Raw genomic sequence first — 17,276 nt, forward strand, 5'->3', positions numbered from 1 at the left:
AACTTTTAACTTTCATATTTACAAAACTGCCCTATGATTACATCGTTGTCAATTAAAAATTATGCTCTTATCGAAAAACTAGCCATAGATTTTTCTAAAGGTTTTTCTATAATTACAGGAGAGACAGGTGCGGGTAAATCAATTATTTTAGGAGCTATTGGTCTTGTTTTGGGTAAAAGAGCAGACCTTACTTCGTTGAAAAATAAGGAAGAAAAATGCGTTATTGAAGCGCAGTTTGAAATTGGTAAATATAATTTAAAAGAGTTTTTTGAAGCAAATGACTTGGATTATGAAGATGAAACAATTATTAGAAGAGAAATCTTGCCTTCTGGGAAATCTCGCGCTTTTGTAAACGATAGTCCGGTAAATCTTCAAGAACTGCAAGATTTGAGTTTGTATTTGATTGATATTCATTCGCAACAGCAAACTCAAGAATTATCAGATGAAAATGTTCAGTTTAAAATTATTGATGCCATTGCAAATAATACAGATATAATTGCTGAATATCAAAAACTGCTGAAATCTTATAAATCAGATAAATCAAAGTTGAATGCATTGCTGAAAAAACAAAGCGATGCAGGAAAGGAACAAGAATATCATACTTTTTTATTGAATGAATTGGTTGCAGCGCAATTGAAATCTGGTGAACAAGAAGAATTAGAAGCTGATTACGAAAAATTAAATAATGTTGAGATTATCAAAGAATCTCTGGATAAATCTTTGGCTATCGCAAATGAAGAACAATTCGGTGTTTTTCATAGTTTAAACGAGATTAAAAATGCATTGCAAAAAGTAGCTCCTTTTTCTACGGAATATCAAAACTTATTTGAAAGAATTACAAGTTTAACAATTGAGTTTGATGATGTTTCTAAAGAATTGGAAAACTGCTCAGAGAAATTATTAAATGACCCTGCGCAATTAGAGCTGATCAATCAAAAATTGCAGTCGATTTATAATTTACAGAAAAAACATCAGGTGAGTTCTGTAGATGAGTTACTTCAAATTCAATCAGACTTAGGAAACTCTTTACTGGAATTGGATAATATGGATGAGGAAATTGCTTCTTTAACTAAGATTATTGAAGAAAAAGCATCGGAATTGGATAATTATGCATCGAAAATACATGAAAATAGAGTAAAAGCAATTCCGAATCTATCAGCACAGCTAGTTGCTATTTTAGAAACTTTAGGAATGCCAAACGCTCGTTTTAATATGGAATTGCAGCCTTCTGAAACGTATTTTCAAAACGGAAAAGACGAACTACAATTCTTATTTTCTGCTAATAAAGGAACGGATTTTGGACTTTTGAAAAAAGTAGCCTCTGGTGGAGAGATGTCTCGTATTATGTTGGCTGTGAAGGCAATTTTAGCAAAATATTCGAAATTGCCAACGTTAATTTTTGATGAAATTGATACTGGTGTTTCGGGAGAAATTGCTATTAGAATGGGGGAGATTATGAAAGAAATGAGCGCAACGATGCAGATATTTGCGATCACCCATTTACCACAGATTGCAGCAAAAGGAGATTCTCATTTCAAGGTCTCGAAATCTACAGTAGGAGAGGATACACTGTCTGAATTGAAACTTCTATCTCAAGAAGACCGAATTTTAGAAATTGCGCAGATGTTATCAGGAGCCAATATTTCGGACTCAGCATTAAATCATGCAAAACAATTATTGAATTAGACTATAGAAATGGAAAGTTTGAGTTTTTACGAAAATCAATTTATAAAAGCAGATTCATTAATTTCTGAAGGAAATTCTGCAGATGCAAAAGAATTGCTCGAAGAAATCCTGTCCCAATATCCGGATTTTGGAAAAGCACACAATCACTTAGGATGGATTTATTACAATAAATTAAGCGATTACGATAGAGGAATTTATCATTATAAATTGGCGATGAAATTCGATCCTAAATATCCAGCTCCTTATTTAAATTACACTTATTTGCTTATTGATATTGGACGTTATGCTGAAGCAAAAGAGCATATCAAGCTTACGGTTGCTAATTTAGAAAATGCAGATAACTCTTCTTATAACAGTGAATTAGGAAGAATGGCAGAATATGAAAATCAATATAGTATAGCGTATAGCTATTACAGAGAAGCTATGAAGAATGCATTGAACCCAAATTTTATTGACAATATGAAGGCTAATATGAAAAGGGTTAAGGATAAAATGTCTATTTTTGAAAAATTAAAACTGAAATTGAAATAATACAAAAAAAAATATTGCAAGATGATTATAGAACCTAGAATGAGAGGATTTATTTGTTTGACTGCCCACCCAACGGGAGCTGAGCAAAATGTAAAAAATCAAATCGAATACGTAAAATCTAAAGGAGAAATTGCTGGTGCTAAGAAAGTTTTAGTTATTGGTGCTTCTACAGGTTTCGGATTGGCTTCAAGAATTACTAGTGCTTTTGGTTCTGGTGCATCAACAATTGGAGTGTTTTTTGAAAAACCACCAGTTGAAGGGAAAACAGCTTCACCAGGATGGTATAATTCTGCAGCATTTGAAAAAGAAGCTCATAAAGCAGGTTTATATGCAAAAAGTATCAATGGTGATGCATTTTCAAACGAAATTAAAAGAGAAACTCTAGATTTAATTAAAGCGGATTTAGGGCAAGTAGATCTTGTAATTTACAGTTTAGCATCTCCAGTTCGTACTAATCCAAATACAGGTGTTACACACCGTTCAGTTTTAAAGCCAATTGGTCAAACTTTTACAAATAAAACAGTTGATTTCCATACAGGAAAAGTTTCAGATGTTTCGATTTCTCCAGCAAACGAAGAAGATATCGAAAACACTGTAGCGGTTATGGGAGGTGAAGACTGGGCTATGTGGATGGAAGCTTTAAAAGCTGAAAACTTATTGGCAGAAGGAGCTGTAACAGTTGCTTATTCTTATATCGGGCCAGCATTAACTGAAGCTGTTTATAGAAAAGGAACTATCGGTCGTGCAAAAGATCATTTAGAGGCTACTGCATTTACTATCGAAGATTCATTGAAATCTATCGGAGGTAAAGCTTATGTTTCTGTAAATAAAGCATTGGTAACGCAAGCGAGTTCTGCAATCCCTGTAATTCCATTATACATTTCTCTTTTGTATAAAATTATGAAGGAAGAAGGAATTCACGAAGGTTGTATTGAGCAAATTCAACGTTTATTCCAAGACAGATTGTACAATGGTTCTGAAGTTCCTGTTGATGAAAAAGGAAGAATCAGAATTGATGATTGGGAAATGCGAGAAGATGTTCAAGAAAAAGTGGCTAAATTGTGGTTGGAAGCTACAACTGAAACATTACCAGAAATTGGTGATTTAGCAGGTTATAGAAGTGATTTCTTGAATTTATTCGGATTTGAAGTTCCTGGTGTTGATTACAACGCAGATACTAATGAAGTTGTTGCTATTGATAGCATCAAGTAACAGTATTTACTATATAAAACAAAAAACCATCAGCCAAAAGTTGATGGTTTTTTTGTTAATATAACATATCTTTGTTAAAATTTTAAAACAATAAAAATACACCTTTAATAACGCATATTCTGCTATGATTTTTTCTTTAATTATACCCGTGTATAATCGTCCAGATGAAGTTGATGAGCTTTTGGAAAGTCTCACAAAATCTGATTATAATGAAGCTTTTGAAATTGTTCTTGTCGAAGACGGATCTTCTATTCCATGTCGAGATGTAGTGATGAATTATCAAGGGAAATTAAATATCTCTTATTATTTTAAAGAAAATTCGGGACCTGGAGATTCAAGAAATTTCGGAATGCAGAGAGCGAGAGGAGATTATTTTATCATTTTTGATTCAGATTGTATTATTCCATCTCAATATTTAACCGAAGTTCGTAAAGAATTGGATGAGCAATATGTGGATTGCTTTGGAGGTCCAGATAAAGCGCTAGACAGTTTTTCAGACATTCAAAAAGCAATCAATTTTGCTATGACTTCTTTTTTAACAACCGGTGGAATTAGAGGTGGTTCTGAGAAAATTAATAAGTTTCAGCCACGTAGCTTCAATATGGGAATTTCTAAAAAAGCCTTCGAAGCATCAAAAGGCTTTGGAAATATTCATCCAGGAGAAGACCCAGATTTATCAATTCGTTTATGGAATTTAGGTTTTGAAACAAGACTTTTTAAAGAAGCTTACGTGTATCACAAAAGAAGAATCGATTGGGAGAAATTCTCAATACAAGTAAATAAATTCGGTATAGCACGACCAATTTTAAATAGTTGGTATCCAGAGCATAATAAGTTAACTTTTTTCTTTCCAACTTGTTTTCTATTCGGATTATTATTAGCTTTTTTATTGTTAATTTTCAATATCGATATTTTATTACAATTATATTTCGTATATTTCGTTATAATTTTTCTTACAGCTAGTATTCAAAATAAAAGTATTAAAATTGGATCTCTATCTGTGATAGCCGTTTGGAAACAGTTTTATGGTTATGGGACAGGATTTTTAAAATCATATATTAAAGTGATTTTATTAAAGAAAAAACCGCAAGAAGCTTTTCCGCGTATGTTTTTTAAATTATAAGAATGACAAAAGTTATTGGTCTTACAGGAGGGATTGGCAGCGGAAAAACAACTGTTGCTAACTATTTTCAAGAATTGGGTGTTCCTGTCTATATTGCCGATGATGGTGCAAAAAGAGTAATGCAGTCAAAAAATATTTTGGCAGAAGTAAAATCTACATTTGGTGGCAGTATTTTTGATGATGAAGTTTTAAATCGTGCTAAACTAGCGCAAGTTGTTTTTAACGATAAAGAACAGTTGGCAAAATTGAATGCAATTGTACATCCTGCAGTAAAAGTAGATTTTGAGGAATGGGCAAAAGAATATAAAAATTACGAATATGTACTATATGAAGCTGCTATTCTGTTTGAAAGCGGCCGATATAAAGATTGTGATGTGATTATAACCGTGACAGCACCAGAAGAAATGAGAATTGAACGCGTTATAAAAAGAGATAAAACTACACGTGAACAGGTTCTAAGTAGAATGAAAATGCAGTGGAATGATGAAAAACGAATTTCTAATAGCAATTTCGTGATTAATAACAATAATCTTAAAAATGCTAAAGAAGAAGTTGTTAAAATTCTTAAAATTTTAAATATAAAACAAAAACAGTCTTAAATGTTAATATTTGGTTAATGTATTATTTAGTATATTGTTAAAATATTAATTTTGTTTCGATGAATAAATTATTTTTTAGAATACTTGTTTTATTGATGAGCCTGTCCTTGATAGGGATAATTCTAGTGCAAGTGTTTTGGTTCAATTCTTCGTTCAAAAATAATGAAGAGCAATTTAAATACCACGTTACTCAAGTAATTGGAAATGTTGCAGATAAGCTGGAACAACAAGAAGAGTACAGTTTCTACGACAAATACAACCGTATAAAAGATAGTACGGGTAAAATTCCAAAAAAAGAAGACTTACTAGAAGTACTGTACGTACAGAGAAACACAAAAACGAATAAGACAATCGTTTATTCAAACACATTGACATCTGAAGATTATGATATCAATGGTTCTGTTTTTAACAAAAAATTCAGTAGCGAACGATTTAAAAATTTTAGCTCAAAAAGAGTAACTGAAGTTTACAATAACAACGCCGGAATTGACAATAATAATTTAGGACAGAGCATTATTCCTGATCTTAGAAGTGAAAAATCAGGAAGTTTAGATATTTTAAATAAAGTTCAGCAACAAATTCAGTATAAAGATATTGCCTCTTTAACTCCAATTGAAGGGAGAATTACAAAGGATAAGCTTTTTAAATTATTGAAGAAAGAACTCGAAGAATACGGTGTAAAAACCAAATTTGAATTCGGAATCTATAGTAGCGGTGTTCCAACAAAAATAAAATCGGAAGGATTTCATTTTGATAAAGAAGCAACCTATAATATTCCAATTTATACAGATAATGAGGGAAATAGCAGATATGAATTATCAGTTACTTTCCCGCACAAAAAGAAATTCTTATTATCTGAATTATTAAGTATTACTATTTTATCAATAGTTTTTACATTAATTATAATAGTTGCCTATACAAGTGCATTAAATCAATTATTGCGTCAGAAACATATTTCTGAAATCAAAACCGATTTTATAAATAATATGACGCATGAGTTTAAAACTCCAATTGCAACTATAAACCTAGCATTAGATGCTATACGAAGTCCGAAAGTTATTGAAGATAAAGAAAAGGTTTACCGTTATCTTCAAATGATTCGCGATGAAAATAAAAGAATGCACGCTCAGGTTGAAAACGTATTACGTATTTCAAAATTAGAAAAAAGAGAGCTAGATATTACAAAAGAACCTACTGTAGTTACAGATATAATTGATGATGCTATTGAGCACGTGAATCTTATTCTGGAAGATAAAAAAGGTAGTATAGTAAAGCATTATAATGCTGCAAGAACAACTTGTTTAATAAACGAAGTTCACTTTACAAACGTGCTGGTTAATATTTTGGAAAATGCTATCAAATATTCTCCTGATGCACCAGAGATCGAGATCTTTACTGAAAACATTAAAGATATGATTTTGATTAAAGTAAGAGATCATGGGTTGGGAATGAGTAAGATAGCTCAAAAACGAGTTTTTGAGAAATTTTACAGAGAGCACACAGGAGATCTTCATAATGTAAAAGGACATGGTTTAGGGCTTGCATACGTAAAAAGGATAGTAGAGGATCACAATGGTCAAGTATATGTAGAAAGCGAAAAAGGAAAAGGTAGCACCTTTATAATAAAAATACCATTAATAAATTAAAATATGGAAAATACTAACAAAAGAATACTTTTAGTAGAAGATGACCTAAATTTTGGGGCGGTTCTTAAAGATTATCTAATGTTAAATGACTTTGAAGTTACTTTAGCTAAAAACGGTATGGAAGGTTTCGAGAAATTCAAAAAAGATGTATATGATCTATGTATCCTGGATGTAATGATGCCTTATAAAGATGGTTACACTTTGGCCAAAGAAATTAGAGAGAAGAACAGTGAAGTGCCAATTATCTTTTTAACTGCAAAATCAATGAAAGAAGATGTGTTAAAAGGTTACAAAGCTGGCGCAGACGATTATTTAAATAAACCTTTTGATTCTGAAGTTCTTTTAATGAAAATTAAAGCAATCATTCAAAGAAAATCGGCAGATACAAAAGCAGAACAAGTACAGTTTGAGTTTAACATTGGTAAATTTCACTTAAATTCAAAATTGAGATTCTTAACTTTTCAAGATGAAGAGCCAATCAAATTGTCTCCAAAAGAAAATGAATTGCTTAAAATGTTAATTCTTCATGAAAACGACTTAATGCCAAGAGAATTAGCCTTAACAAAAATCTGGAGAGACGATAACTACTTTACATCAAGAAGTATGGACGTTTACATCGCCAAATTGAGAAAATATCTAAAAGCAGATGAAGATGTTGAAATCTTAAACATTCATGGAGAAGGTTTTAGATTAGTAATAAAAAGCAAAGTTTCTGAATAATTAGTTCAGTAAAAAATATAAAAGCTCTGAGAAATCAGGGCTTTTTTTGTGCATTATGATAAAATATTTTAATTTATTTTTGTAATGTTAAATCATTTGTAATTGTTTGATTTTTAGAATTGTAGAAATGGTTTTGGAAGCTTAATAAAAAATATCGATTTTATTTTGAAGAATTTTCTTTAAAGAAATTTGGAAAAACAAAAAAGTATTATGAATATTTGCACACGAAAAAATTAATAACCTCTTAAAACGAAGAAATAGTGTTTGTACTTACATCGACATCTCAAAGCTTTACATCAAATGGATTTGGTGAAGCAATTCTTCGTGGCTTATTTCAATCTTAGAAAGATATTTTTAGATATAAGAAAAAGCCCGAAGACAATAAGTTTCGGGCTTTTTTTTATTCTAGACACTTCAAAATTTTCCCGAAAAAAGATTTAAAAATTATCCAAACGGATAAAAGTTGTTGCGCGCTAATGTTTTTCTAAAATTTTATAAAACTTAGAATTCATTGACGCGCCCAAAATAAAATAATTAAAAAATTTATGGGAAATAAATTATCTGGAAAAGACCTGATTAAGTTGGGTTTTCCAAAGAACAATTCAATAAACATAGCCTTAGGGCAGATAAACAGATATAGAAAAAGAGAAAAAAAGGAATCTATTCTAACAGAAGCTAAAGACGTATTATTAAATCCTGAAAAATACGAAGGAAATGGAACATGGGGAAAAGTTGCGGAAGGCTTGATCAAACCGGTTCAAGTAAGAATGCATCAGCTTAATAATACAAGAGCACCATTTACAATTTTTGGTGAAAATGAAATTGATCAGCAGGCAAAATTTCAATTATATGATGCTTTGAAATTGCCAATTTCAGTATCGGGAGCTTTAATGCCAGACGCACATTCGGGTTATGGACTTCCAATTGGAGGTGTATTAGCGACTGATAATGCTGTAATTCCATACGGGGTTGGTGTTGATATCGGTTGCAGAATGAGCCTTTCGATTTTTGATTTGCCAGCTGCTCATTTCAAAGGAAGGGAACATCAATTGGAAGCAATTTTGAGAGATAATACCAAATTCGGAATGAACGAAGTGCAATCTTCACGAGTGGATCATGAAGTTTTTCATAAAAGGGAGTTTCAAGATATTCTATTGTTAAAGAATCTTTTGCCAAAAACTTATAAGCAATTGGGAAGTTCGGGCGGAGGCAATCATTTCGTAGAATTCGGAATTGCAAAAATTGAAAATCCTGAGAACGAGTGGAAATTGGAAAAAGGAGAATATTTTGCTGTCTTGTCGCACAGTGGTTCTCGCGGTTTAGGCGCTAATATTGCGAAACATTACACGTATTTAGCAACAAAACAATGTCCGTTACCGAAAAATGTGCAGCATTTAGCTTGGCTGGATTTAAGTACACATGACGGTCAGGAATATTGGTTGGCAATGAATTTAGCTGGAGAATATGCAAAAGCTTGCCACGATGATATTCACAGACGAATTGCCAAGGCGATTGGAAAAAGAGTAGTGGTGACAATTGAAAACCATCACAATTTTGCATGGAAAGAGATGGTAAATGGTCAAGAATCTATTGTTCATAGAAAAGGCGCGACACCAGCAGGTGAAGGCCAGCTTGGGATTATTCCAGGTTCTATGACTGCACCAGGCTTTATTGTGAAAGGAAAAGGAAATGCAGCGAGTTTGAACTCAGCTTCTCACGGAGCAGGACGCTTGTTTTCGAGAGCGAAATGTAAAAGCAGTTTTACACAAAGTCAGATTAATAAAGAATTGAAGAAACATGAGGTGACTTTAATTGGAGGTAATATCGACGAGGCCCCAATGGCTTACAAAGACATTGAAAAAGTAATGGCGAACCAAACAGATCTTGTAGAAGTTTTGGGAACATTTACTCCGAAGATTGTTAGAATGGACCGCTAAAAGAGATTATAAATGGAAAGGATAATTCAGATAACGGCGGGTCGCGGACCAGCAGAATGCACTTGGGTGGTTGCCCAAGTGCTTAAAAAAGTACTCGAAGAAGCGCAGGAAAATCAACTGGAAACAGTTTTATTGCAAAGAGAAGCAGGAACTGAAAACGGAACTGTAGAAACAGCATCGATCGCTATAAAAGGAAAAAATACAGATGAGTTTGTGAATTCCTGGATTGGAACGATTCAATGGATTGGCCAAAGTCAGTTTCGGAAAATGCACAAACGCAAAAACTGGTTTATTGGCATTTTTGAAATTGAACAACAGAAAAATAATTTATTTTCTGAAAATGATATTCAATATCAAGCAATGCGAAGCTCTGGAGCAGGAGGACAGCATGTTAATAAAGTCAGTTCTGCGATTCGAGCAACTCATATTCCAACAGGAATTGCGGTTGTGGCTATGGACAGCCGTTCGCAACATCAAAACAAAAAACTGGCAACAGAAAGATTAATTAAAAAAATGGAAGACGAGAAACTACTTCAGCTTAAAAATCACGTGGGCAAACAATGGGAAAATCAGCTGAATGTACAGCGTGGAAATCCTGTGAGAGTTTTCACTGGAAGTGATTTTAAAAAGAACAAGGTGGAGAAAAGTTACAAAGGAACTCGTCAGAAACTTAAAAACGATTTACGAAATGAGCATTGAAAATTTGGTCGCAAAAAACAATAGTAATATGCGAATTATATGTGACCAAAAAAAACAATAAATATTGACACATAAAATGAAAACAATTGATAAATACCTTTTTCAAGCTTTGGATAATTATCCGTTTTGGCTTGAAGGAACAATAGAATCTTTAGATTACGCTTTTTCTTATGATCCGAAAAACACGATGATTTTGTGTTTGTATGGGAGAATTCAGGCAGAGCAATTAATGAATTATGAGGATGCTAAATCTTATTTTCAAGAAGCTCAAAAGTTAATTGATTTCGCTTTGACTATTAAAGGAATTAATAAATCTGATATTTATGTAAAGAAAGCGGTTCTTTTAGAAGTACAGCACAATTTTAAAGATGCTTTAAAAGAAATTAAACAAGCAAAGCTATTTACTATTCAGCATGATTATGATTCTGGAATCAGCGAAGTTGAAAAACGCATTAAAGGTAAAATGGATTTATTGAAAAAGAAGAAACCTGAAAAAAAGAAGAAAGATTCTAAAAAGAAATCAAAGTGATTTTGATTAAAATGAAAACGATGTTAATCATTTTGAATTAACATCGTTTTTTGTATTTGAATATGTATAGTCCCTACGGGACATTTTGTTTCCTGTAAATATTTTTTTTCTACCAATATTCAACTCCTAACGGAGTTTTAATCATGAAAATTATCTCGTAGAGATTATATATCGGTAGAAAATAATTCAGGAATGTGAAAATGTCCCGTAGGGACTGCATATTACATATTTGAATTATTTCCAATGCAATTCTAAAGCAAAACAATTTTTATCGCCTTTTGTAATGCTGAAAGTTGTTGCAGAATGATCTTCGTTGTCATTTTCATGAATAACGACTTGATCGTTTAGAGAAAGCTCTTTTAGGAAATTCATTTCAAAGCTTTTAACTTCTTGTTTTAGGATTCTTTTTGCATCAACATGATCAAGGCACCATTCTAAATATTTCACATTATTAGCATGATTTACAATATCTAAATCAGATAAATAGACCGTTTTTTCGAAAACAGATTCTTTGTCAGGATTAATGTTGATTCGTGAGAAACCTTCGGCTGTTGCTCTGTTCTCTGGAAACAGTTCGAAATGTTCATAGGGTAATGCTAAAGGTTCTGGACGACGTGCTTTGGTATTGAAAACAGCCCAATAGGTTTCGCTGCCAACAATCTTTTTTCCGTTTACATACATTTCAAGTGCACGAACCGAACGTGAATTTTCAAGACTGTTAATCCATGTTTTTACTGTTACAACGTCCTGCCATTTTGGTAAAGCAGTTATTTCAACACGCATTCTGCTTAAAACCCAAGCTTGATCAAATTCTTGCATATCTGTAAAGCTGATACCACCCACTTCTGAATGTGCAGCAGCGGTAAGTTGTAACAGATTGCATAAATCGGTATATTTCAAGTAGCCGTTTGGCGTACATTGTGTAAAATTAATTTCCCAGTCTTTACTTAAGACTGATGTGAAATTTGGAGATATTGGCATTTTGAATTTTATTTTTTTAGAGAAAAGAAGCAAGATGAAAGATTATTTTACTTGCTCTTCAATATAGTCTATGATTTGTTTTCTATCTAACGAATAATCGAACCATTTGGTGTTTTCATTTCTTTTAAACCACGTTAATTGTCTTTTTGAGAATCTTCGTGTGTTCTTTTTTATCTCTTCAATTGCGAATGGCAAAGTGAATTCTCCGTCAAAATAACTAAATAATTCTCTATAACCGACCGTTTGTAAAGCATTTAACTCTTTGTTGGGATAAAGAGTCTCGGCTTCTTTTAACAATCCCATGTTCATCATGATATCTACACGTTGGTTGATTCGGCTGTAAATTACTTCTCTGTCGGCATCTAAACCAATTAAGATAGGAGTGAAGTTTCGGTTGTTTTTCTTCAAATTTAAAAATGAAGAATAGGGTTTTTGCGATCCAATGCAAACTTCTACAAAACGCATCATTCTCTGTGGATTTTGTAAGGTTTGAGGATTTTCTATTGTTATTTTTTGATAATAATCAGGATCTAAATTTTGTAATTGCTCTTGAAGATATTCGATTCCGAATTTTTCGTAATTTGAATTTACTTCGGTACGAACCTCCGGATCAATTTCCGGAAACTCGTCGAAACCTTTTAAAACAGCATCAACGTATAAACCTGATCCACCAATTAAAATGACAAAATCATTATTTTGATATAATTCTTCTAGTTTCAAAAGCGCTTCTTTTTCGTAATCGCCTACAGTATAATTTTCGAAAATGGATTTACTTTGAATGAAATGGTGTTTGGCTGCGCTTAATTCTTCTTGACTTGGAACGGCGGTTCCTATCGTCATTTCTTTAAAAAATTGACGGCTGTCACAGGAAATAATTTCACATTTAAAATGTTTTGCCAATGCAATGCTCAGGGCTGTTTTCCCTATAGCTGTTGGTCCGACAATGGTTATTAGGTATTTCATATTTTTTAGCCCAGATGGAAATGGAAACCCCGGACTTATATTTGTTTATTTTTTTGGAATAAAAGAGCGACCAGCGGAAGCTCCCTTTATGACTTTAAAAAACAACAAAGATAAGGAGGAGTTGCAATGTACAGCTGGATTAGCTCCTTAAATTAATTATTTTGTAATTCTGTTCCACATTGATAACAAAATTTGGCGCTATCGAAATGAACCTGGGATTGGCATTTTTTACAAGTTCTTTTACTATTTACGGCATTGTTACTCATGCTTTTTTTTGCAAATTCGGCGGTTACAATTCCGGTCGGGACGGCTATAATTCCATAACCCAAAATCATTACGAATGCAGCAATGAATTGTCCTAAAGGAGTTTGTGGCGAAATGTCACCATAACCAACAGTTGTCAAGGTTACTATTGTCCAATAAATTCCCATTGGAATACTGGTAAATCCGGATTCTTTTCCTTCAACCAAATACATTACTGAGCCGATTATGATGGTGCTGATTAAAACAAAATAAATGAAAACCAGAATTTTTTCTTTACTCGCATCAATGGCTTCTTTTAATTGTAGAGACTGATGGTTGATCTGGGGAATATGCAAAATTTTGAATAATCGAAGGAAACGTAGTGCTCTTACAATTGATAAAATACTTGCACCAGGAAAAAATATGGACAAGTACATTGGTAAAACAGCTAGTAAATCGATGATGCCGTAAAAACTGAAAATGTATTTAACTGGTTTTTGAATGGAAATAATCCTAAGAATATATTCAATGGTAAAGAATATTGTGATGACCCATTCACAGACCCATAATTGGTAATGATATTTTGAACTGATTCCTTCAACAGTGTCAAGCATTATCAATAAAACACTTAATAATATCAAACCTAAAAGAACCAAATCGAACATTCGTCCTAAGATGGTGTTGGTGCCATAAAGAATGATTTTGACTTTTTCTCTAAAGATTTCGTACTGTGATTTTTGTTTTTTCATATCCTTAAAGATAATGAAAGTTCTGTTTAGTTAGAAATGGAGTATTTTTAATGATTTGCTTTTGCGAATATAACTCTGAATGATGTTTTTGACATCACGATTGTGTTGCATTGGGATCAGAATATTTTTAAGAATATCAATATTGGTGATTTGATAATTCAAGTCGTAATAAGCATAGCCTTGATATGTCCCATTTTCGATTAAAATAGCGCTTCTTTCGTTTACATTTCGGCCTCTGTCGATTAAGATCATGCTCTTGTTTTCAAAACTATTTTCTGAAATAAATTGCTGTACTCTTAAATTGTAAACCTCAGGCGTAACTTCGCCAATACAAGCGCCATCGCATTCTTTTATTTTATATTGAAAACACTCTTTTTTGGTTTGATATAAGCCTGTCAATTTCTGGCACAAATGATATTTTGCCGTAAATCTAAAAAGTGCATTTTTACCATCTTGCAAAGAAACAAAAGATGTAATTTCTTTTTTACGTCCGTCAGCTTTTTCAAGTTTTAAATTGATGTATCCATTGGCATCCTTTTCTGCATACAATGCGAAAGGAAAGACGGTTTTCTTTTGCGAACGATTGTATCTCGGACGATTGATTTTTACTTCTTGACTTTCTTTTAAAAGCGCAATTAGTTCGCTTCCAGTTTCATCGTAAGTAATGGTAAAAACTTCTGCTTGAATTCTTTTACTTTTGGTTGTAACTCCAGTAAAATGCTGATTGACTCTCTTTTTGATATTTTGGCTCTTACCGATATAAATCAAAGTGCCAGCTTCATTATAAATATAATAAACGCCAGTTTTGGTTGGCATTTGATTTAAGATGTCCAAGAATTTTGGAGAAATTCCTTTTTCAACTTCTAGTTTTATAAAATCTTTTACAATCGTTTTTTCGGTATCTTTTTCTAAAAGCATTTTGAATAGCTTAGTCGTAGCCATAGCATCTCCGCTGGCGCGATGTCTATCTGCCATTGGAATTCCCAGTGCGCGAACTAGCTTTCCCAAACTGTACGAAGGTTGCTCTGGAATTAGTTTTTTTGCTAATTCTACTGTACAGAGTGTTTTAGCTTCAAAATCGTATCCTAAACGACGAAATTCTGTGCGAAGGATTCTGTAATCAAAAGAAGCGTTATGTGCAACAATTACACAGTCTGAAGTGATTTCGATAATACGTTTGGCAACTTCATAGAATTTGGGCGCCGACTGTAACATAGCGTTATTAATCCCAGTCAGTTTTACTACAAATGGCTGAATTGGAATTTCGGGATTAACAAGGCTGATGAATTGGTCTACTACTTCATGCCCATCAAATTTGTAGATGGCGATTTCAGTAATTCCTTCTTCATTAAATTGTCCTCCGGTGGTTTCTATGTCTAATATCGCGTACAAATCCAGTATTCAGTGTTCAGTTTTTAGTATTCAGTAAATCTACAATCTTTATCTATCTTTTTTTTTTAGCGTCCACCAAAGATACTGCTTCCAATTCTTACCATTGTGCTTCCGCATTCAATAGCTAATTGATAATCTCCGGACATTCCCATTGAGATTGTTTTCAAATCAACAATCTGCAGTTTTTGGATGGAATCAAAAATAGATTTTAAATGGGTGAATTCTTTTTTTATTTGGTTTTGATCTTCGGTGAAAGTCGCCATTCCCATTAAACCCAAGATACGAATATTTTTCAATTCCTTGAACTCTGCAGAAGTTAAAAGTTCGTTTAATTCATTTTCGTCCAAACCAAACTTAGATTCTTCTTCTGCAATATAAATTTGAAGAAGACAATCAATAATTCTGTTATTTTTTAAAGCTTGTTTATTGATTTCCTGCAATAATTTCAAACTGTCAACACCATGAATCAAAGTGACATAAGGCGCCATAAATTTGACTTTATTCGACTGAACATGACCAATCATATGCCATTGAATGTCTTTTGGCATTTGTTCCCATTTTTCAGTCATTTCCTGGATTTTGTTTTCTCCAAAAATGCGCTGACCCGCTTCATAAGCCTGCATCAAATCTGAAACAGGTTTTGTTTTGGAAACAGCAACAAGAGTTACGTGTTCAGGAAGTTTTGATTTTATGGATGTAAGATTTTGTTTTATGCTACTCATTTTTTATTATAAATCTTAAGTATATCTTCGTTTTTCGTAAGAATCCAATGTTTGAAATCAAATAGAAAGGTTGTTTTAAAAACCTTTGTTTCGTTTAATTCTGAAATACCAATATTGAATTTTTCGGATTCTATTTCTTTTTTATTTTTACTTCTTACGGCCTTTACTTTTGCATAATTAAGTGTATCGTTCACGTAGTAAAATTCCCCGTCAATAGTTTCAGAATAAGAACTACTATAATATATTATTTCATGGTATTTGGCCTTTATCAACTCACTATTGGCGTCAAAATTGTATTTTCTTTTTTCAATATTTGATAAACCAATGTAATTTGCTTCGTTAAAATGATTCAAATAGAGACTGTATGAAAATGTACCTTTGGCAAGAGACTTTTTCGACTTGTTTTCTATTTCTTTGTTTATTTTTCCTTCTGAAGTGATACTGCTCCCGTTTTTTAAACAAATACTGTCAATCTCTTTTAGAGTAAATTGTTTTTTAGGAATACTATTGTTTTGCGAAAAACAAATAGTTATTATAAAATGACAAATCAGCAAAAACAGTTTTTTCATATTTGTTTTACAAAAACTGCTTCGAAATTTTCTCTGCTTTTTTGCTTTCGCTGTAATCGTAAAAACCTTCTCCAGATTTAACACCTAATTTTCCAGCTCTAACCATATTTACTAAAAGCGGGCAAGGAGCATATTTAGGATTTTTAAACCCGTCGTACATTACATTTAAGATGGCAAGACAAACGTCAAGTCCAATAAAGTCAGCCAATTGAAGAGGTCCCATTGGGTGTCCCATTCCTAATTTCATTACGGTGTCAATTTCGTAAACTCCGGCAACTTTATTGTATAACGTTTCGATTGCTTCGTTTAGCATTGGCATTAAAATTCTGTTTGCCACAAAGCCTGGATAATCATTAACTTCAACCGGAACTTTGCCTAATTTTTCAGATAAGCTCATGATGATTTTAGTTACTTCATCGCTAGTATTGTATCCGCGAATGATTTCAACTAATTTCATAATCGGCACCGGATTCATAAAGTGCATTCCGATAACACGTTCCGGATGTGCTACAACAGCTCCGATTTGTGTAATAGAAATTGAAGAAGTATTGGTTGCTAGAATGGTATTGTGTGAACAATATTCGTTTAATTGTTTGAAGATGTTCAGCTTTAATTCAACGTTTTCTGTTGCTGCTTCAACAACTAAATCAACGCCAACAACTCCATCTTTTAAATCTGTATAAGTAATAATATTCGTGATAGTTTTAGCAACATCTTCTTGCGTAATTGTGCCTTTAGATAGCATTCGATCTAAATTGGCTGCAATAGTTGCCATTCCCTTATCTAATGATTTTTCAGAAACGTCAATTAATTTTACAGTAAATCCGCTTTGCGCGAAAGTATGCGCAATTCCGTTACCCATTGTTCCTGCTCCAATTACAGCTATTGTTTTCATATTACTTTTAGTATATTATATTTTACGATTTAGCCACGAATTCACAGTTTTTTAGTGAATTTCGTGGCTAATTTTATTTT

General features: G+C 32.7%; 17 protein-coding genes. 10 read left to right on the forward strand and 7 right to left on the reverse strand.

What is annotated here, in order from left to right; all coding sequences use genetic code 11:
* The first annotated feature begins 33 nt into the window (after positions 1–33).
* The 10 genes from recN to ABTV69_RS14135 all read left to right on the forward strand — a co-directional run bounded on the left by recN (position 34) and on the right by ABTV69_RS14135 (position 10,682).
* Positions 34–1,686, forward strand: a complete 1,653-nt coding sequence (gene recN / locus ABTV69_RS14090; protein WP_433829769.1) for a DNA repair protein RecN — start codon at positions 34–36, stop codon at positions 1,684–1,686.
* A gap of 9 nt (positions 1,687–1,695) precedes the next feature.
* A complete protein-coding gene (locus ABTV69_RS14095) occupies positions 1,696–2,217 on the forward strand; it encodes a tetratricopeptide repeat protein (protein ID WP_433829771.1) in 522 nt (173 codons plus the stop codon).
* Between the two features lie 21 nt (positions 2,218–2,238).
* Entirely contained in the window at positions 2,239–3,429 is a 1,191-nt protein-coding gene (gene fabV, locus ABTV69_RS14100) for an enoyl-ACP reductase FabV (RefSeq protein WP_433829773.1), read from the forward strand.
* A 124-nt stretch (positions 3,430–3,553) separates the two neighbouring features.
* On the forward strand, positions 3,554–4,552 hold the full coding sequence (locus tag ABTV69_RS14105) for a glycosyltransferase (protein WP_433829775.1): 999 nt from the start codon (positions 3,554–3,556) through the stop codon (positions 4,550–4,552).
* A 2-nt stretch (positions 4,553–4,554) separates the two neighbouring features.
* Complete coding sequence (coaE, locus tag ABTV69_RS14110) at positions 4,555–5,151, forward strand: dephospho-CoA kinase (RefSeq protein ID WP_433829777.1); 597 nt, start codon at positions 4,555–4,557, stop codon at positions 5,149–5,151.
* 59 nt (positions 5,152–5,210) lie between these two features.
* Positions 5,211–6,797, forward strand: a complete 1,587-nt coding sequence (locus tag ABTV69_RS14115) for a sensor histidine kinase (RefSeq protein ID WP_433829779.1) — start codon at positions 5,211–5,213, stop codon at positions 6,795–6,797.
* Positions 6,798–6,800: 3 nt separating this feature from the next.
* Positions 6,801–7,517, forward strand: coding sequence for a response regulator transcription factor (locus tag ABTV69_RS14120; protein ID WP_095927693.1), 717 nt, complete (start codon positions 6,801–6,803; stop codon positions 7,515–7,517).
* 545 nt (positions 7,518–8,062) lie between these two features.
* Positions 8,063–9,454 (forward strand): RtcB family protein, encoded by a 1,392-nt coding sequence (locus ABTV69_RS14125; protein ID WP_433829781.1) that lies wholly within the window; start codon positions 8,063–8,065, stop codon positions 9,452–9,454.
* Between the two features lie 12 nt (positions 9,455–9,466).
* Entirely contained in the window at positions 9,467–10,153 is a 687-nt protein-coding gene (gene prfH, locus ABTV69_RS14130) for a peptide chain release factor H (protein WP_433829783.1), read from the forward strand.
* Between the two features lie 76 nt (positions 10,154–10,229).
* On the forward strand, positions 10,230–10,682 hold the full coding sequence (locus ABTV69_RS14135) for a hypothetical protein (RefSeq protein ID WP_433829785.1): 453 nt from the start codon (positions 10,230–10,232) through the stop codon (positions 10,680–10,682).
* Positions 10,683–10,916: 234 nt separating this feature from the next.
* On the opposite strand, the gene ABTV69_RS14140 is transcribed toward ABTV69_RS14135, so the two are convergent.
* The 7 genes from ABTV69_RS14140 to ABTV69_RS14170 all read right to left on the reverse strand — a co-directional run bounded on the left by ABTV69_RS14140 (position 10,917) and on the right by ABTV69_RS14170 (position 17,196).
* Positions 10,917–11,663, reverse strand: a complete 747-nt coding sequence (locus ABTV69_RS14140; protein WP_433829787.1) for an acyl-[acyl-carrier-protein] thioesterase — start codon at positions 11,661–11,663, stop codon at positions 10,917–10,919.
* A gap of 42 nt (positions 11,664–11,705) precedes the next feature.
* Entirely contained in the window at positions 11,706–12,626 is a 921-nt protein-coding gene (miaA, locus tag ABTV69_RS14145) for a tRNA (adenosine(37)-N6)-dimethylallyltransferase MiaA (protein WP_433829789.1), read from the reverse strand.
* A gap of 152 nt (positions 12,627–12,778) precedes the next feature.
* Positions 12,779–13,618 carry an ion transporter gene (locus tag ABTV69_RS14150; RefSeq protein WP_433829791.1) on the reverse strand — a complete coding sequence of 280 codons (840 nt, stop codon included), beginning with the start codon at positions 13,616–13,618 and terminating at the stop codon, positions 12,779–12,781.
* Positions 13,619–13,648: 30 nt separating this feature from the next.
* A complete protein-coding gene (locus ABTV69_RS14155; RefSeq protein WP_433829793.1) occupies positions 13,649–15,010 on the reverse strand; it encodes an exonuclease domain-containing protein in 1,362 nt (453 codons plus the stop codon).
* 65 nt (positions 15,011–15,075) lie between these two features.
* Positions 15,076–15,732 (reverse strand): YggS family pyridoxal phosphate-dependent enzyme, encoded by a 657-nt coding sequence (locus ABTV69_RS14160; protein ID WP_433829795.1) that lies wholly within the window; start codon positions 15,730–15,732, stop codon positions 15,076–15,078.
* A complete protein-coding gene (locus ABTV69_RS14165; RefSeq protein WP_433829797.1) occupies positions 15,729–16,301 on the reverse strand; it encodes a hypothetical protein in 573 nt (190 codons plus the stop codon). Before ABTV69_RS14165 ends, ABTV69_RS14160 begins: the two co-directional genes overlap by 4 nt.
* Before the next feature lie 7 nt (positions 16,302–16,308).
* Positions 16,309–17,196, reverse strand: coding sequence for a 3-hydroxyacyl-CoA dehydrogenase family protein (locus tag ABTV69_RS14170; RefSeq protein WP_433829799.1), 888 nt, complete (start codon positions 17,194–17,196; stop codon positions 16,309–16,311).
* Positions 17,197–17,276 lie beyond the last annotated feature (80 nt).

The sequence above is a fragment of the Flavobacterium anhuiense genome, assembly GCF_050990855.1.
Taxonomy (GTDB): domain Bacteria; phylum Bacteroidota; class Bacteroidia; order Flavobacteriales; family Flavobacteriaceae; genus Flavobacterium; species Flavobacterium anhuiense_C.